The sequence below is a fragment of the Streptomyces sp. NPDC055189 genome, from assembly GCF_053606765.1.
In genome coordinates this window covers 1-15,949 of sequence record NZ_JBSGSG010000025.1, presented here as the reverse complement: position 1 = coordinate 15,949, position 15,949 = coordinate 1, and the positions used below count along the sequence as shown (strand labels likewise).

The window sequence follows — 15,949 nt, the reverse complement described above, 5'->3', positions numbered from 1 at the left end:
GTGGTAGTTGTCGGTTACGGGGAAGTTCCCTTGCATGGACACCCCCGATGTCGGCATCCCGGAGCAGCTCGCGGCGAGGATGAGCATGCCGGAGCAGCACGAGTATCTCCGCGGGAAGCTTTCGCGCCGCAGAGTCCTGGCCGGTTCGTTCGCCACCGCCGGCACGGTCGGCGGCATCGGCCTGCTCACCGGCAGTTCGGGCAGCGCCCGCGGCGAGGCCGCATCGGCGTCGAGCCCGCTCCCGGCGCCGCGCGCGCCCGTCCGGGTCGACGGCAAGCTGGTGGCGCCCTTCGCCCGGCATCTGGCCTTCGGCGCCGACCCGAAGACGCAGATGCGGGTCTCCTGGCAGGTGCCGTTCGCGGTCAAGTCCCCTTATCTGCGGGTCGGGTTGAAGCCCTGGGAACTGAGCCGGAAGATCGAGGCGGAAGTGCGGGACCTGCACACCCCGTCCCTGTCCAAGAAGCTGCCCGCGGTCGAGCAGTACTACCTGCACGCGGCGCTCGACGGCCTGCGGCCGGGCACGACGTACTACTACGGCGTCGGACACGACGGCTTCGACCCGGCATCGCCCGAGCGGATGGCGACGATCGGCTCCTTCCGCACGGCACCGGCACAGGCGGAGAACTTCGTCTTCACGGCCTTCGGCGACCAGGGCGTGAGCTATCACGCCCTCGCCAACGACCAGTTGATCCTGGGCCAGAACCCGTCCTTCCACCTGCACGCGGGCGACATCTGTTACGCCGACACCACTGGGCACGGCAAGGAGTCGGACACGTACGACGCGCGCGTGTGGGACACCTTCCTCGCGCAGACGGAGTCCGTGGCGAAGTCGGTCCCGTGGATGGTGACGACCGGCAATCACGACATGGAGGCGTGGTACTCGCCGAACGGCTACGGCGGCCAGTCCGCCCGCTGGTCGCTCCCTACGAGCGGGTTCGACCCGAAGAACGCGCCGGGCGTCTATTCGTTCACGTACGGCAATGTGGGCGTCGTCGCGCTCGACGCGAACGACGTCTCGTACGAGATCCCCGCCAACAAGGGCTACACGGACGGCAAGCAGACCGCCTGGCTGGACAAGCGCCTCGGCGAGTTGCGCGCGGACCGGTCCGTCGACTTCGTGGTGGTCTTCTTCCACCACTGCATGTACTCGACGGCGAGGCACGCGTCGGACGGCGGGGTGCGCGACGCGTGGCTCGACCTGTTCACCAAGCACCAGGTGGACCTGGTCGTCAACGGTCACAACCACGTCTACGAGCGCACCGACGCGATCAAGGGCGGCGAGGTCGGCAAGCCCGTGCCGGTCGGCGCGTCGACCGATCCGACGCGCGACGGCATCGTGTACGTCACCGCGGGCGGCGCGGGCAAGGACCTCTACGACTTTCCGGCGGGCGTGAAGGACAGCTACGAGGGCCATGTCGACGACAGGGATTCGATCCCGTCGTTCCACTGGACCAAGTCGCGTGAGCCCGATCCGGACACCGTGGAGTGGTCACGGGTGCGGTACACCGGCTTCTCGTTCCTCGCGGTGGAGGTGACGGCCGGCGCGCACCCGAGACTGTCGGTTTCCGCGCTCGCCGAGAGCGGTGAGCGCGTGGACCACTTCGTGGTGGTGCGCGGGGCTCAGTGACCCGTCTCGCCGCCGTTGTCCCTGCGGTCGAGGGCGCGCTGGAGGGCTGCGGCGGCCTTCCTGCGCTCGGAATCACTGGTACGGGAGGCGTGGCGGACTCGGCGTGCGGTCGTCTCGGCCATGGGGGATCCACTCCTTGAGGGAAGGGGGTATTTCGAGACGCCGGAGAGGCGGCGAGCGGGGAGCAGCAGGGGTTGCCTGCACGGGGCTCCGGCTCACGACCGCCATTCGCTTGGTCGAGCGATACGTTCGGCTCCTACAAAGCTAAGCGAGGACGGAGCGTCTGTCTCCACAATTACTCGGACTTCCTACTATCTGAGACGGCCTTCGTTCCCGGCCCCTCCTCCGGCGGCTCTGAGCTCGCGGATGAGAGCGCGTACGGCGAGCGTGGAGGCCAGCTCAGGGGTGGTGACGTAGCCCACGGACCGTGTCGGGCGCTCCGGACCGAGATCAGTGATCTCGATTCCGTGCGGTGCTCCGTTCAGCGAGAGCCCGGGCATGATCGCCATGCCGAGACCCCTGCTCACCATCGAGAGCACCGCTCCGTCGTCCTCGGTCAGGACGGTCGCCTTCGGGATCCAGTCCTGCCCCGCCCACCACGTCCGGGTGTAGGAGCCGCAGTTCTCGTGCCAGTCCACCAGCGGCAGGGAGCGCGGATCGGGATGCCCGGCCGGGTGCACCAGCGAGTACGGCTCCTCGATCAGTACGTCCCCGATGAGCCCGGCGGGCAGGGGCGAGGTCGCCCCGATCGTCGCGATGCCGATGTCCGCACGCCCCTCGGCGACTTCCCCCGCGGTGCCCGCGCCCAACTCACGGACGACGCGCACCTCCGGCTCGATGCCGGGATGGCGGGCGGTGAGCCGCTCCAGGACGGGCGGCAGCAGATACAGGGCCACGCTGCGGAAAGCGGCGATGCGCAGCACTCCCGCGACCATGCCGCGCTCCGCGCCCCGGGCCTCGGCGGCCAGCGCGTCCAGGAGCCGCAGCACGCGCCGGGCGTGGGCGGTGGCGGAGGCGCCGGCCGCGGTCGGCGTCGCGCCCTTGCGGCCCCGCTCGAAGAGCACCGCTCCGACTTTGCGCTCCGTCCCGCGTATGGAGTGCGAGACCGCGGACTGGGTGAGCCCGAGCGCCTTGGCCGCCGCCGAGAACCCGCGCTCGCGGTCGACGGCGACGAGGATGCGCAACTCGTGGGGCGCCAGGTCGGTGGCGGCGGACGCGGTGGAAACCGGGGTAGCGGCTTGAGCTGCTGTCATCAGGGGTCCCACCTGCTTCTATGAGGGCTCTTCATGGTCCGTGCCGTTGCATGAGCGCAACCCTCTCCCCGGCCCCCGCATTCCTCCGTACGGTCACCGCCATGACCGAGACCGCGCTCACCGTGCACCAGACCGCCCGCCCCCACGGCTTCCCCACCCCCGACCACTTCGCCTTCGTCGAGTCCCCGCTGCCCGAACCCGCCCCCGGCACCGCCCTGGTGGAGAACCTCTACTGGTCGGTCGACCCCTACCACCGCGAAATGATGGACGGGGACTTCGCGCTCGACGCTCCCCTGGAGGGCCGCACCCTGGGCCGGGTCGTGGAGTCCCGCGACCCCGCGCTCCGCGAGGGCGAGATCGTCTTCCACCGGCAGGGCTGGCGCACCCACACCGTCGTCACCCCGGACGAGGCACGCGCCGTCCCCCGCTTCGACGGCGTACCACTCTCCGCGCACCTGAGCATCCTCGGCGGCACGGGCCTCACCGCCTACGTCGGTCTCACCCGCATCGCCGAACTCCGCGAGGGACAGGACCTGTTCGTCTCGGCTGCGGCCGGCGGCGTGGGCACGGCCACCGGGCGGCTCGCCCGCCTCATGGGCGCGGGGCGGCTCGTCGGCAGCGCGGGTACGGCGGCCAAGGCGGCGTACCTGACGGAACACGTCGGCTACGACGAGGTCTTCGACTACCACACGGGCCCCACGGCCGAGCTGCTGGCGAAGGCCGCGCCCGACGGGATCGACCTCTACATGGACAACGTCGGCGGCGAGCACCTCGAAGCCGCGATCGCCTCGCTCCGCGAGTACGGGCGGATCGTCCGCATCGGCACGATCGCGCAGTACAACAGCACCGGCACGCCGTACGCCCTGCGCAACCTCCCCGACATCGTCGAGAAGAGCCTGCGCATGGAGGGCTTCCTCGTGCGCAACCACTACCAGGTGCAGGAGGAGTTGAACGCGTTCGTGGTGCCGCATCTGCAGAGCGGACGCATCGGCCTCGACGAGACCGTGGTGGACGGCTTCGGCAGCATCGTGGACGCGTTCCTGGGGATGCTGCGGGGCGAGAACCTGGGCAAGATCATCGTGCGGGCGGCGGGAGCGTCGGACTAGCGGTGGATCAGCGGTGGACTAGAAGACGTCCCCGTCGCGCCAGTCGATGAGGAGTTCGTGCACCGGGTCGAGGTCGGCGCCCCAGAGCAGCGGGGGCTCCTCCTCGGGCATGTGGACCACGCCCCGGGGGCCGACGGTGCCGACCGCGCCCTTCCACTCCTGCCAGCCGCGCCCGAGGTAGAGCCGCTGCCCCTCGTCCGACGCGGAGAGGGCGCCGAGCGCGTACGCCCGGTCGATCACCCGCTCCAGCGCGCCCATCACCTGCCCGCCCAGGCCCTGCCGCTGCCGGTCGGGGCGGACGGCGACCGCTTCCACGTAACCGATGCGCAGCGAACGGCCGTTGTGCAGCAGCCTCCGCTGGATCACGGAGCCGTGCGCGAGGAGCAGACCGGAGTCGTCGTGCACGAGGGCGTGCATCCCGCCGAGGCCGTGGTCCCAGTCCTGATCGCTGAAGTCGCCGTCGAACGCCTCGTCCATCAGAGCGCGGGCCGCGCGGAGTTCGGCGGGGTCGAGATCGCAGGTATGGGCCGTACGCAACGTCGTCACCCATCTACCGTACTCAGGCCATATCTGAGTACGCACCCCGATTTGCCCGCGTCCCGGCGGCGGCAGAGTCGGTGCCATGAACGGCCTCTACGCTCTCAAGCCCTGGTACGCGGACCGGTTGTCCGGCGTACGCGGCGCGCTCGCCCGTCGCGAGGTGTCGCCCGACACCCTCACCGCGGCGGGTGTGCTCTGCGCCGCGGGCGCGGCGGCGGCGCTCGCCTGGCTGCCGGTGCCGGTCGCGGCGCTCCCCGTGGCCGTGCTCCTTGCCGCCCGGCTCGCCTTCGCCAACCTCGACGGCGCGCTGGCCCGCGACACGGGCCGCACGACCCGCCGCGGCGCGCTCCTGAACGAACTGGGCGACCGGGCCGCCGACCTGGCCATGCTGGCGGGCTTCCTCACCTTGGCCCCGCTGTGGCTGGTGGTGACGGCGGGCCTCGCGGCGACACTGCCTTCGTGGATGTCGCTCGCGGGCGCGGCGGCGGGCGCGCCCCGCCTGAACGGGGGCCCGGTCGGCAAGACGGAGCGCTGCGCCCTGGTCGTCCTCGCGGCGGCTTCCGGGTGGGCCGTGCCGGTGCTCGCGGTGATCGCCGCGGGGTCGGTCCTTACGGCGGTGCTGCGATTCGGGCGCCTGTGGCGGCAGTTGGGCACTTCCGCACCGGCCGCCGGCGATGTGCGGGGCGAGCGATGAGCGCCGCGTTCGTCGCCGGGCGGGCCTTGCCCGTGGTCGCCGGAGTGCTCGGCGCCGGTGGAGTGGCCGTCGCCGCGCTGCCCTCGCGGATACGGATGCGCGCCGAGCTGCGCAAGCGGTGGCGGACCTGGGCGCTGGCCGCGCCGCTCTTCCTCGGGGCGTTCTTCCTGGGCCGGGCCGGGGCGTTCGCGCTCGCTGCCGGGCTCGGAGTGATCGCCGTGGGCGAGTACGCCCGGATGGCGGGGTTGCCGCGGGGCGAGCAGGCGGTGCTCGGGGTGGCCGCGGTGGCGGTGCCGGGCATCGCCTGGGCCGCGCCCGACGCCCTCGATCTGCGGACGGCGGGCGCGCTGCTGATCGCCGCCGCCGGTGTGGCCCTCTTCTCCGGGGACGCCGCGCAGGGCTTCACGCGGGCGAGCCGGACGGTCTTCGGGCTGCTCTGGATCCCGGTCTCCCTCAGCGGTCTCGTACTGCTCGGCGACACGGCCGTGGCGGTGGGCGTCGCGGTGGCGTTCGGGGACGTCGGGGCGTGGTGCGGGGGCACGGCGCTCGGCCGCAGGGGTCTCCTGTCCCGGCCGCTCTCGCCCCTCTCCCCCAACAAGACCTGGGCCGGAGTCGCGGGCGCCGCCGCCGCGACCGCCGGCGCGCTGGCCGCGGTCGGCGCGTTCTCCCTGCTGCTGTGGGGCGCGGTGCTCGTCGGCTGCGTACTGGGGGATCTCCTGGAGTCGATGGTCAAGCGCGAGGCGGGCGTGAAGGACGCGGGGAGCTGGCTGCCGGGGTTCGGCGGTCTCCTCGACCGGATCGATTCGCTGCTGGTCGCGCTGTTGCTGACGATGGTGGTGACGCTGTGAGGGTCCGTACGAGGATGCGGGTGACGACAGATCCAGCCCGTCCGGCGTTCGAGGACGAACTCGGCGGAGCCGGTGAGCGACGGCGCCCGAAGCTGGGCGCGGTCCTCCGCCACGCCCTCTGGTGGACCCTCCTCACCCTCACCGGCGGGGTGGAGCGACGCGGTCAACTGCCGCGCGGCGGCTGCGTGGTCGTGGCGAACCACTCGTCGCACGCGGACACCGCGGCCCTCCTCGCCGCACTGGACGCCCGCCACGCGCCCGCGATCGGCGCGGCCGCGGACTACTGGTTCGCCTCCCCCTGGCGCAGGCGGATCTGCAGCCGCCTGGCCGCGGGCTTCCCCGTGCGCCGTACGGGAGGCGGCATGGACGACCTGCTGTCCAGGGCGGACACCCTCCGCGCGGGCGGAGCCGTCGTCCTCTTCCCCGAGGGCACCCGCGCACGGGCGGGCGAACTTGGCACCTTCCACAAGGGCGCGCTCGTCCTCGCCAGGCAGGCGGACGTGCCCGTCGTCCCGGTCGCCATCGACGGCACCGCCCGCCTCCTGCCCAAGCACGGCAAACTCCGCCCCACCCTGGTCAGGGTCCGCATCGGAACCCCGCTGTCCCCGGACGTCACACCGGAGGAGGCGCGTGACGCGGTGGCCGGGCTGCACCGCCGTACGGAGCGGGAGCCGCTCAGGGACTCCGTCACGCGCAAGCGGATCGCCGCTGTCATCAGCTCCCGCTGGGGTCTGGCGGCGGCCTTCGCCTGGGCCTTCGCGGAGGCGCTGAGCTGGCCCCTGATGCCGGAGCTGTTCCTGGCGATCGCGTGCGTGGCGGTCCCGCGCCGGGCCCTGAAGCTGTCGGTCACCGCCCTCGCGGGCAGTCTCGCAGGCAGCCTGCTCGCACTCCAACTGGCCTCTGCCGGCGCCCAGTTGCCGCACCCCCTGACGACGGACCGGATGCGCGCGGAAGTACGCGCCGAACTCGCCGCCGAAGGCGCGACAGCCGTACGCCACCAGCCCTGGAACGGCATCCCCTTCAAGGTGTACGCACGCGAGGCGGGCCGCGCCGACATCGCGCCGCAGGACTGGCTGGCCCAATCAGCACTCTCCCGCGGCTCCCGCACCCTCACGGTGGGCCTCGCCTTCGGGGCCTTCGGCTTCCTCGTACACCGGCTGCGACGGTTCTACGTCCTGTATCTGGCCCTGCTCGGCGGCGGATTCGCGATCGGCCTCTCATTGATCGTGACGGGATGGAGCTGACCGGGGCACACTCGTGCACATGGCTGACGAGACCGCAGAACGGCCCTGGACCCCCATTCACGGCGAGCCGTACCGCTCCGTTCCCTACCGCCCCGACCGAGCGCATGCCGCAGACCGAATCCCTCGCGCACGCCGCCGAGTTGAGGACACGTATGCAGGAGCGGCGTACGGTACGGCAGTTCGCCCCCGACCCCGTGCCCCCGCAGGTCGTGCGGGACGCCATCGCCTGCGCGGCGACGGCTCCGTCCGGCGCGCACCAGCAGCCGTGGACGTTCGTCCTCGTCCAGGACCCGGAGATACGCCGCCTGATCCGCGAGGCGGCCGAGCACGAGGAGCAGATCTCGTACGACGGACGCCTCGGCGAGGAGTGGCTGGCGGCGCTGCGTCCGCTTGGCACGGACGAGGTGAAGCCGCATCTGACGGACGCGCCCGCGCTCGTCGTCGTCTTCCAGCAGCGCTACTGGCTGGGCGAGGACGGCACGAAGCACAAGCACTACTACGTCGACGAGTCGGTCGGCATCGCGGTGGGGATGCTGCTGTCCGCGCTGCACCTGTCGGGCCTCGCCGCGCTGATCCACACGCCGAGCCCGATGCGGTTCCTGGGCCAGGTGCTCGGCCGCCCCGAGAACGAGAAGGCTTTCGCGGTGATCCCCGTGGGGTATCCGGCGGCGGACTGCCGGGTCCCCGACCTCGTACGGAAGTCGCTGGATCAGGTCCTGGTGGAGGTCTGAGCGGAAACCAGCTCACGCTCCGTCCCCTGCTCCGTCCCGTGCTCCGACGCGTGCTCCATGGAGGGGTAGTCGGTGTACCCCTCGGCGCCGTGGGTGTAGAGGTGCGCCGCGTTGATCTCCTGGAGCGGCGCGCCTGCCGCGAACCGCTCCGGCAGGTCGGGGTTGGAGATGAAGGCGCGCCCGTACGAGACGAGATCCGCAAGCCCTTCGGCGAGTACGGCCTCGCCCGCTTCCCGCGTCGTCGGGTCGCCGTTCTCGCCGACGTTGCCGATGAGGGTGCCGTGCCAGTGGGGGCGCAGGTCGGTGAGGGCGGGGTAGCTGTCGTTGTCGGTGAGGTGGAGGTAGGCGAGCCCGAGGCCGTCGATCTCGTCGAGCAGGGCGCGGTAGACGGGACCGGGGTCGGTCTCGACCATCCCGAACTGCGGGTTGCCCGGCGAGAGGCGCAGGCCGAGGCGCTCGGCGCCGATGGCGTCGGCGACAGCGCGGGTCACTTCGACGGCGAAGCGGATGCGGTCGGCGATCGAACCGCGGCCGTAGGCGTCGGTGCGGAGGTTGGAGTTGTCCGCGAGGAACTGGTGGATCAAGTAGCTGTTGGCGCCGTGCAGTTCGACTCCGTCGAAGCCTGCGGCGATGGCGTTGCGCGCGGCGTCGGCGAAGTCCTGGACCGCCGTGCGAATGTCGTCGGGGCTCATCTCGCGCGGGGTGACCGGGTCGGCCTTGCCGCCGTCGCGCACGTGGACGCGGCTCGGGTCGACGAGCACGGCGGACGGCGCCGCGGGGATGTCCTGATCGATCCGGGACAGCGGGTGCCCGTGCCGGCCGCCGTGCATCAGCTGGGCGTAGATCCGGCCACCGGCGGCGTGCACGGCATCGGTGACGCGCTGCCATCCCTCGATGTGCGCGGCGGTCTCAAGACCCGGGAATCTCCAGCCGCTCTGGCCCCGGCTGCTGGGCCAGATGCCCTCGGTGACGATGAGTCCCGCGGAGGCGCGCTGGGCGTAGTGGTCGGCGACGACGGGCAGCGGCGTGCCGTCCTCCGTCGCGCGGTGGCGGCTCATGGGGGCCATGACGATCCGGTTGGGGAGGTGGCCCAGGCGGCTTGCGGAATACGGTGCGAGAAGCGAAGTGTTCGTCATGCCGGAACGGTAGAAGCTGACACCGGTGTCAGATTCAAGTGCGGAGGTACTTCAGGTGCGGAGGTACGCGTGACATGAGGATCGGCGAGCTGGCAAAGCGTACGGCGGTGAGCGAGCGCTCCCTGCGCTATTACGAGAAGCAGGGCCTGCTGTACGCGGACCGCACGCCGGGCGGCCACCGCGACTACCCGGAGGCGGCGGTCGACCGCGTCGTGCACATCCAGGAGCTGTTCGCGGCGGGCCTGTGCAGCGCGAAGATCGTGCAGCTGCTCCCCTGCATGCGGGACAAGGACGGCGGCCCCTCGGAGAAGGCCACGCCGTGGCTGGTGGAGGAGCTGTCGGTGGAACGGGCCCGGATCGACGGAATGGTGGAGGAGCTGCTGCGGGCCAGGGAGGTACTGGACGAGGTGATCTCCGCGGCATCGGGGCCGGCACCGGCGGGCAGCTGAGGGAAAGCAACACCGCCCCCGACCGGGGTGGGGCCCAGGTCGGGGGCGGGGTACAGAGGGGGCGCGAGGCCCGGAGGGGCTAGCCCATGTGCGGGTACGAGTACTCCGTCGGAGACACCAGCGTCTCCTTGATGGCCCGGGTCAGCGTCCAACGCTGCAGGTTCTGCGGCGCACCGGCCTTGTCGTTCGTACCGGAGGCACGACCGCCGCCGAAGGGCTGCTGCCCGACGACAGCACCGGTCGACTTGTCGTTGATGTAGAAGTTGCCCGCGGCATAGCGGAGCTTCTCCATCGTGTACGCCGCCGCAGCACGGTCACCCGCGATGACCGACCCGGTCAGCGCGTAGTCCGACGCCGACTCCATCTGGGTCAGCATCTCCTCGTACTTGTCGTCCTCGTAGACGTGGATCGCGAGGAACGGACCGAAGTACTCCGTCGTGAAGACCTCGTTCGACGGGTCGGTGCACTCGACGACAGTCGGACGCACGAAGTAGCCCACCGAGTCGTCGTACGTGCCGCCCGCGACGATCGTGCAGGTCGGGTCGGACGCCGCACGGTCGATCGCCGCCTTGTTCTTGGCGAACGCGCGCTCGTCGATGACGGCGCCGATGAAGTTCGACAGATCGGTGACGTCACCCATCTTGATGCCGTCGACCTCGGCCGCGAACTCCTCCTTGAAGCCGGAGTTCCAGATCGAGGCGGGGACGTACGCACGCGACGAGGCGCTGCACTTCTGGCCCTGGAACTCGAAGGAACCACGGGTCAGCGCGGTCTTGAGGACGGCGCGGTCCGCGCTCGGGTGCGCGACGACGAAGTCCTTGCCGCCGGTCTCGCCGACGAGGCGCGGGTACGTGCGGTAGTTGGCGATGTTCTCGCCGACCGTCTTCCACAGGTGCTGGAAGGTCGGGGTCGAGCCGGTGAAGTGGATGCCCGCCAGGTCACGGTGGGTCAGGGCCACCTCGGAGACGGCGATGCCGTCGCCGGTCACCAGGTTGATGACGCCCTTGGGCAGGCCCGCCTCCTCCAGGAGCTGCATGAGCAGCACGGCGGCGTGCGTCTGCGTCGGGGACGGCTTCCACACGACCACGTTGCCCATCAGGGCCGGGGCGGTGGGGAGGTTGCCCGCGATGGCGGTGAAGTTGAACGGCGTGATCGCGTAGACGAAGCCCTCGAGCGGGCGGTGGTCCAGGCGGTTCCAGACGCCGGTCGAGTTCGCCGGGGGCTGCTCGGCGAGCAGGTCACGGGCGTACTTGACGTTGAAGCGCCAGAAGTCGACGAGCTCACAGGGAGTGTCGATCTCGGCCTGCTGGGCGGTCTTCGACTGACCCAGCATCGTCGAGGCGGCGAGCGTCTCGCGCCACGTCGTGGAGAGCAGCTCGGCGGCGCGCAGAATGATCGCGGCGCGGTCGTCGAAGGACATCGCGCGCCACGCCGGGGCGGCGGCGAGTGCGGCGTCGACGGCGTCCTGTGCGTCCTGCTTGGTGGCGCCGCGGCCGTTGCCGATGACGGCCTGGTGGTTGTGCGGCTGCACGACCTTGAAGGGCTCACCGCCACCGAGGCGCTTGACGCCGCCGATGGTCATCGGCAGCTCGATGGGGTTCTCGGAGAGCTCCTTGAGCTTCGTCTCGAGGCGGGCACGCTCCGGGGAACCGGGTGCGTAGCCGTGCACCGGCTCGTTGACCGGCGCGGGGACCTGGGTGACGGCGTCCATGAGTTCCGTATCTCCTTAAGGGGGGTCGGGGGAAAGGGAGCTCAGCCCTTGGTGAGGATGGAGCGGGCGAAGAAGAGCAGGTTGGCCGGCTTCTCCGCGAGGCGGCGCATGAAGTATCCGTACCAGTCGGTGCCGTAGGCGGTGTACACCCGCATCCGGTGGCCTTCGGCCGCGAGCCGCAGGTGCTCGTCGCTGCGGATGCCGTACAGCATCTGGAATTCGTACTCGTCCAGTTTGCGCCCGGCGCGCCGTCCGAGCTCCTGTGCGATGGAGATCAGGCGCGGGTCGTGGGACCCGATCATCGGGTATCCGTCGCCCTCCATGAGGATGCGCATGATCCGGACGTACGCCTTGTCGATCTCCGTCTTGTCCTGGTACGCGACCTCGGCGGGCTCCTTGTAGGCGCCCTTCACGATGCGTACGCGGCTGCCGGCGGCGGCCAGGCGGCGGGCGTCGTCCTCGGTGCGGAAGAGGTAGGACTGGATGACACAGCCGGTCTGCGGGAAGTCCTTCCGCAGCTCCTCGTGGATGGCGAACATCGAGTCGAGGGTGGTGTGGTCCTCGGCGTCCAGGGTGACCGTGGTGCCGATCGCGGCGGCCGCGATGACGACCGGGCGGACGTTGGCGAGGGCCAGCTCGTGGCCGCCCTCCAGGGCCTGGCCGAACATGGAGAGCTTGACGGACATCTCGGCCTTGGTGCCAAGACCCAGGTCCTTGAGGCGCTCGACGAGCTCCAGGTAGGCGTCGCGCGCGGCGGCGGCCTGCTCGGGCGTGGTGATGTCCTCGCCGACGACGTCGAGGGTGACCTCTAGGCCCTTGTCGGCGGCGTCCGTGATGATCGGCACGACCTGGTCCACGGTCTCACCGGCGATGAAGCGGCTGACGACCTGCTTGGTGCCCGGGGCCGCAGAAACGAATCGGCGCATCTGGTCGCTGCGCGACGCGGCGAGGATCACGGGACCCAGCACGGGCACCTCCACGGGGAGTAGATAGGGGGCCGTACCTGGATATGCGTAACAAGCCGGTACGGCACGGAGAACCACCGTGAAACTTAAGGATCCCGCCGATCCGGTGCCATCGACACCTGTCACGCATCCGTGCCCTGGATCTCAGACATCTGTCTGAAGGTGGGACGGAACTAGGCCAGAATGGACAGCGTGAAAGGTGATTACCAGGAACTCGTGGACGAGATCTCAGCCCTGCTCGGGGCTCCGGCGACGCTGGAGAACCGCGATTTCGAGCTGATCGCCTTCGGTGCGCACGACAGCGGCGGGGACACCGACTTCGACGCGACGGCTCTCGACCCGGTGCGCACCCGCTCGATCCTCACGCGCCGCTCCACGGCGGAGGTCCGCACCTGGTTCGAGAGCTTCGGCATCACCCGGGCGACGGCCCCGATCCGCATTCCGCCCACCCCGGAGGCGGGCGTCCACCGCGGCCGGATCTGCCTTCCCGTACGGCATCGAGGGTTCGCCCTGGGTTACGTATGGCTGCTCGACGACGATCCGGGGCCCACGGAAGCCCAGCTCACCGCCGCCATGGAGGTCGCCGCCCGCATCGGCGCGCTGCTCGCGGACGAGGTGCAGGCCGGCGCCGATCTGACCCGCGAGTTCCGTGCCGTGCTGACCGCCGAGCGCGGCTGGCAGCGGGACATGGCCGTGGCCGACCTGCGTACGGCGCTCGGCCCGCGCGGCGAGGGCCTGCACGCGGTGGTCTGCGTCGCCCCTTGGCCCTCCGCCGACCCGGACTCCGCCCCTTCGGTCCGTACGGTGCAGGGGGCGACGGCGCTGTGCACGGTGCCGTGGGGCACGGCGGGCCAGAGCCTCGCGGTCCTGGTCAGGCTGCGCTCGGCGGACGTGCACACCCCGGCGGTGTCGGCGGCGACCCGGCTCCTGGAGACGGCGAAGGACGCGGCGGCGGGCATCGCGAGCGCCCGGCACGGCCTGGACGACCTCGCCACCGCCTGGTGGGAGGCTTCCACGGCGGCCCGCGCGGCCCGCGCCGAACCACGCTTCGCCCCGGTGGCCCAGTGGTCGGAGGTCGGCCCCTACCGCCTGCTCACGTCGCTCCCCCCGGAGGCCGCCGAGGACCCGGCGGCCCGCGCCCTGCTCTCCCCCGCCCACCGCGAACTGGCCCGCACCGCCGAGGTGTTCCTGGACTGCGCGGGACAGGCGGGCCGCGCGGCGGCGGAGTTGGGCATCCACCGCCAGACGCTGTACTACCGCCTCTCCCGCGTGGAGCAGCTCACGGGCCTCGACCTGGACGACGGCGAGGACCGGCTGCTGCTCCACATGCTCCTGAAGGCGTCACGGCTGTAGGCCGCATCAGGCCCCGGCGGAGCCCCCGTCGGCGCGCCCCATCGCGCGCCTCATGCCCTCGGTGAGCTGCTCGGCGGTGGTCGCCGACTCCGGATCGAAGAGCCACTGCACCATCAGGCCGTTGAGCAGCGTCGTGTAGAAGCGGCCCTCGCTCTCCACCACGTCGTCCGGGATGACGCTCTCCTCGATCCCGGTGAACAGCGCGGCGAGCCCGCTGCGCCCCTCGCGCTGCGCCTTGACCAAGAGCTCACGGACACCGGCGAGACGCTCGCCCTGCGTGATGACCTCGAAGGTCAGCATCCAGATGGAGCGGGAGGCGGGGAAGTCGCGCAGGATGTTCGACCAGACCTCCTCGAACCGCTCCAGTGAGCCGTCCCTGGCCTCGCCCTTACCGGCGGGCGCTTCGCCGAAGCTGTCGCCCGCCTTGTCGACGAGGGCGACGAACGCCTCCACCAACAGGGCGTCCTTCGAGCCGTAGTGATAGCCGATGGACGCCAGGTTCGTGCCCGACTCCTTCACGATGTCGCGCGCGGTCGTCCGCACGAAGCCCTTCTCCAGCAGGCAGCGCTTGGCGCCTTCGAGCAGATCCTCACGATGTCCCATACGGCCAGCGTACCCCCGATCCATACGGGCGTCCCATACGAACGTATTATACAGGCGTACTAGACAAGCGTTTAAGACGCTCGTACAGTCCTGCTCATGATGAACTCGACGCACGAACAAGCGAATTCGGCGGTCCCGGAGCGCGCGGGCCGCAAGGAGTGGACCGCCCTCGCCGTCCTGATGCTGCCGCTGCTGCTGGTCTCGATGGACGTCTCGGTCCTCTACTTCGCGGTCCCCGCGATCAGCGCCGACCTGGAGCCCAGCGGCACCCAGCAGCTGTGGATCTTCGACATCTACGCGTTCGTGCTCGCGGGCCTGCTGATGACGATGGGCTCGCTCGGCGACCGCATAGGCCGCCGCAAGCTGCTCATGTTCGGCGCCCTCGCCTTCGGCGCTGCCTCCCTGACCGCCGCCTACGCGGGCAGCGCCGAACTCCTCATCGCGGCCCGCGCGGTCCTCGGCATCGGCGGCGCGACCCTGATGCCGTCCACGATGGCCCTCGTCCGCACGATGTTCCGCGACGCCGGACAGCGCGCGAAGGCCATCGGCATCTGGTCCGGCGTGATGGTGGCCGGCGTCGCGCTCGGCTCGGTGATGAGCGGCATCCTCGTCGAGCACTTCTGGTGGGGCTCGGTCTTCCTGGTCAACCTGCCCGCGATGGTGCTGCTTCTGCTCCTCGCGCCGGTCCTCATCCCGGAGTCCAGGGACCCGGAGCCGGGCCGCTTCGACCTGCTGAGCGTGCCGCTGTCCATGGCCGCCGTACTGCCCGTCGTCTACGGCCTCAAGGAGATCGCCGCCGAGGGCCTCGAACCCGCCTACGCCGCCTCGCTCGCCGCCGGACTCGTCTTCACCGCCCTCTTCGTGCACCGCCAGCGCACCACACGGTCACCGCTGATCTCCCCGGCGCTGTTCCGTGGCCGCGGCTTCGCCCCCGCCGTCCTCCTGAACCTCATCTCCTCGCTGTCGATGATGGGTTCGGCCTACTTCACCACGCAGTACTTGCAGTCCGTCCTCGGCAAGAGCGCCATGGAGGCCGCCCTGTGGGCGCTGCTCCCCTCGGTCCTCATCGGCTTCGCCGCCCCGGCCGCCACGGCTCTGGTGCAGCGGGGAATGAACCGTGCCTACGTCGTCTCCTGCGGCTTCCTCGTCTCGGCGTGCGGTTACGGCCTGCTGATGCTGACCGGCACGGACTCGTTGTGGACGGTCCTTGCCGCCGCCGGCCTCCTGGCCTGCGGTGCCGTGATCATCGGCTCGCAACTGACCGACCTGGCCCTCGGCTCGGCCCCGGCGGAGAAGGCGGGCTCCGCCTCCTCGCTCCTGGAGACGGGCCAGGAGTTCGGCGGCGCCCTCGGCATGGCACTGCTCGGCTCCATCGGCAACGCGGTCTACCGCAACGAGATCCCGGACGCGGCCCCTGCCGAGGCCCACGAGACACTCGGCGGCGCGCTCGCGGTGGCCGGACACCTGCCGGACAGGGCGGCCTCCGCACTGGCCGACGCGGCGCGCGAGGCTTTCACCAGCGGCATGCATGTCGCGGCGCTCGCCGGGGCGGTGGTGCTGCTGCTCGCGGCGGCGCTGTCGGCGGCGACGCTGCGGCGGATCGAGCCTGCGGCACCCGAGCCGGAGAAGACCTTGGCCGCCTGAGACCTGGAGATACAAAAACGCCGGACGGGCTGGAGAGATCCAGCC

General features: G+C 71.0%; 15 protein-coding genes and 1 pseudogene. 9 read left to right on the top strand and 7 right to left on the bottom strand.

Annotated features, from left to right (window positions below):
* Nucleotides 1-34: 34 nt before the first annotated feature.
* Nucleotides 35-1,627 (top strand): purple acid phosphatase family protein, encoded by a 1,593-nt coding sequence (locus ACWFR3_RS19705; protein ID WP_453735881.1) that lies wholly within the window; start codon nt 35-37, stop codon nt 1,625-1,627.
* Here ACWFR3_RS19705 and ACWFR3_RS19700 read toward each other — a convergent pair.
* Nucleotides 1,621-1,749: a hypothetical protein gene (locus ACWFR3_RS19700; RefSeq protein WP_361194286.1), complete on the bottom strand. Its 129-nt coding sequence runs from the start codon at nt 1,747-1,749 to the stop codon at nt 1,621-1,623. The two genes, ACWFR3_RS19705 and ACWFR3_RS19700, sit on opposite strands and share 7 nt — an antisense overlap.
* A gap of 189 nt (nt 1,750-1,938) precedes the next feature.
* On the bottom strand, nt 1,939-2,880 hold the full coding sequence (locus ACWFR3_RS19695) for a LysR family transcriptional regulator (protein ID WP_453735880.1): 942 nt from the start codon (nt 2,878-2,880) through the stop codon (nt 1,939-1,941).
* A 101-nt stretch (nt 2,881-2,981) separates the two neighbouring features.
* Here ACWFR3_RS19695 and ACWFR3_RS19690 point away from each other — a divergent pair, with 101 nt between their 5' ends.
* The gene (locus tag ACWFR3_RS19690) at nt 2,982-3,986 is read left to right on the top strand and encodes an NADP-dependent oxidoreductase (protein ID WP_453735879.1); all 1,005 of its coding nucleotides are present in this window, start codon (nt 2,982-2,984) and stop codon (nt 3,984-3,986) included.
* An 18-nt stretch (nt 3,987-4,004) separates the two neighbouring features.
* Here the strand turns inward: ACWFR3_RS19690 and ACWFR3_RS19685 are convergent, their stop codons facing one another.
* Nucleotides 4,005-4,610: a GNAT family N-acetyltransferase gene (locus ACWFR3_RS19685; protein ID WP_453735878.1), complete on the bottom strand. Its 606-nt coding sequence runs from the start codon at nt 4,608-4,610 to the stop codon at nt 4,005-4,007.
* Between ACWFR3_RS19685 and ACWFR3_RS19680 the strand changes: the two genes are divergently transcribed.
* The 4 genes and pseudogenes from ACWFR3_RS19680 (at nt 4,609) to ACWFR3_RS19665 (ending at nt 8,043) form a co-directional block, all read left to right on the top strand.
* Nucleotides 4,609-5,220 (top strand): CDP-alcohol phosphatidyltransferase family protein, encoded by a 612-nt coding sequence (locus ACWFR3_RS19680; RefSeq protein WP_453735877.1) that lies wholly within the window; start codon nt 4,609-4,611, stop codon nt 5,218-5,220. The genes ACWFR3_RS19685 and ACWFR3_RS19680 overlap by 2 nt on opposite strands.
* Complete coding sequence (locus ACWFR3_RS19675; RefSeq protein WP_453735876.1) at nt 5,217-6,068, top strand: phosphatidate cytidylyltransferase; 852 nt, start codon at nt 5,217-5,219, stop codon at nt 6,066-6,068. Before ACWFR3_RS19680 ends, ACWFR3_RS19675 begins: the two co-directional genes overlap by 4 nt.
* Nucleotides 6,069-6,088: 20 nt before the next feature.
* Nucleotides 6,089-7,312 (top strand): lysophospholipid acyltransferase family protein, encoded by a 1,224-nt coding sequence (locus tag ACWFR3_RS19670; protein WP_453735875.1) that lies wholly within the window; start codon nt 6,089-6,091, stop codon nt 7,310-7,312.
* Nucleotides 7,313-7,331: 19 nt separating this feature from the next.
* Nucleotides 7,332-8,043, top strand: a pseudogene (locus ACWFR3_RS19665) (nitroreductase family protein).
* On the opposite strand, the gene ACWFR3_RS19660 reads toward ACWFR3_RS19665, so the two are convergent.
* On the bottom strand, nt 8,022-9,179 hold the full coding sequence (locus ACWFR3_RS19660; protein WP_453735874.1) for an alkene reductase: 1,158 nt from the start codon (nt 9,177-9,179) through the stop codon (nt 8,022-8,024). The pseudogene ACWFR3_RS19665 and the gene ACWFR3_RS19660 overlap by 22 nt on opposite strands.
* Nucleotides 9,180-9,253: 74 nt before the next feature.
* Between ACWFR3_RS19660 and ACWFR3_RS19655 the strand changes: the two genes are divergently transcribed.
* Nucleotides 9,254-9,628: a MerR family transcriptional regulator gene (locus tag ACWFR3_RS19655; protein WP_453735873.1), complete on the top strand. Its 375-nt coding sequence runs from the start codon at nt 9,254-9,256 to the stop codon at nt 9,626-9,628.
* A gap of 79 nt (nt 9,629-9,707) precedes the next feature.
* On the opposite strand, the gene pruA is transcribed toward ACWFR3_RS19655, so the two are convergent.
* Together pruA and ACWFR3_RS19645 are read right to left on the bottom strand one after the other, a co-directional pair.
* Nucleotides 9,708-11,339 (bottom strand): L-glutamate gamma-semialdehyde dehydrogenase, encoded by a 1,632-nt coding sequence (gene pruA / locus ACWFR3_RS19650; protein WP_453735872.1) that lies wholly within the window; start codon nt 11,337-11,339, stop codon nt 9,708-9,710.
* A gap of 41 nt (nt 11,340-11,380) precedes the next feature.
* Nucleotides 11,381-12,307, bottom strand: a complete 927-nt coding sequence (locus ACWFR3_RS19645) for a proline dehydrogenase family protein (RefSeq protein WP_453735871.1) — start codon at nt 12,305-12,307, stop codon at nt 11,381-11,383.
* A 180-nt stretch (nt 12,308-12,487) separates the two neighbouring features.
* Here ACWFR3_RS19645 and ACWFR3_RS19640 point away from each other — a divergent pair, with 180 nt between their 5' ends.
* Nucleotides 12,488-13,657 (top strand): PucR family transcriptional regulator, encoded by a 1,170-nt coding sequence (locus ACWFR3_RS19640; RefSeq protein WP_453735870.1) that lies wholly within the window; start codon nt 12,488-12,490, stop codon nt 13,655-13,657.
* Between the two features lie 6 nt (nt 13,658-13,663).
* Here the strand turns inward: ACWFR3_RS19640 and ACWFR3_RS19635 are convergent, their stop codons facing one another.
* Nucleotides 13,664-14,260 (bottom strand): TetR/AcrR family transcriptional regulator, encoded by a 597-nt coding sequence (locus tag ACWFR3_RS19635; RefSeq protein WP_453735869.1) that lies wholly within the window; start codon nt 14,258-14,260, stop codon nt 13,664-13,666.
* A 96-nt stretch (nt 14,261-14,356) separates the two neighbouring features.
* Here ACWFR3_RS19635 and ACWFR3_RS19630 point away from each other — a divergent pair, with 96 nt between their 5' ends.
* Complete coding sequence (locus tag ACWFR3_RS19630) at nt 14,357-15,904, top strand: MFS transporter (protein WP_453735868.1); 1,548 nt, start codon at nt 14,357-14,359, stop codon at nt 15,902-15,904.
* Nucleotides 15,905-15,949: the final 45 nt, after the last annotated feature.

Coding starts and splice junctions, on each gene's coding strand:
- ACWFR3_RS19685 (WP_453735878.1), bottom strand. CDS start 4,610: ATGGCACCGACTCTGCCGCCGCCGGGACGCGGGCAAATCGGGGTGCGT.
- ACWFR3_RS19630 (WP_453735868.1), top strand. CDS start 14,357: ATGATGAACTCGACGCACGAACAAGCGAATTCGGCGGTCCCGGAGCGC.
- ACWFR3_RS19690 (WP_453735879.1), top strand. CDS start 2,982: ATGACCGAGACCGCGCTCACCGTGCACCAGACCGCCCGCCCCCACGGC.
- ACWFR3_RS19695 (WP_453735880.1), bottom strand. CDS start 2,880: ATGACAGCAGCTCAAGCCGCTACCCCGGTTTCCACCGCGTCCGCCGCC.
- ACWFR3_RS19660 (WP_453735874.1), bottom strand. CDS start 9,179: ATGACGAACACTTCGCTTCTCGCACCGTATTCCGCAAGCCGCCTGGGC.
- pruA (WP_453735872.1), bottom strand. CDS start 11,339: ATGGACGCCGTCACCCAGGTCCCCGCGCCGGTCAACGAGCCGGTGCAC.
- ACWFR3_RS19655 (WP_453735873.1), top strand. CDS start 9,254: ATGAGGATCGGCGAGCTGGCAAAGCGTACGGCGGTGAGCGAGCGCTCC.
- ACWFR3_RS19705 (WP_453735881.1), top strand. CDS start 35: ATGGACACCCCCGATGTCGGCATCCCGGAGCAGCTCGCGGCGAGGATG.
- ACWFR3_RS19680 (WP_453735877.1), top strand. CDS start 4,609: ATGAACGGCCTCTACGCTCTCAAGCCCTGGTACGCGGACCGGTTGTCC.
- ACWFR3_RS19640 (WP_453735870.1), top strand. CDS start 12,488: ATGGACAGCGTGAAAGGTGATTACCAGGAACTCGTGGACGAGATCTCA.
- ACWFR3_RS19700 (WP_361194286.1), bottom strand. CDS start 1,749: ATGGCCGAGACGACCGCACGCCGAGTCCGCCACGCCTCCCGTACCAGT.
- ACWFR3_RS19635 (WP_453735869.1), bottom strand. CDS start 14,260: ATGGGACATCGTGAGGATCTGCTCGAAGGCGCCAAGCGCTGCCTGCTG.
- ACWFR3_RS19675 (WP_453735876.1), top strand. CDS start 5,217: ATGAGCGCCGCGTTCGTCGCCGGGCGGGCCTTGCCCGTGGTCGCCGGA.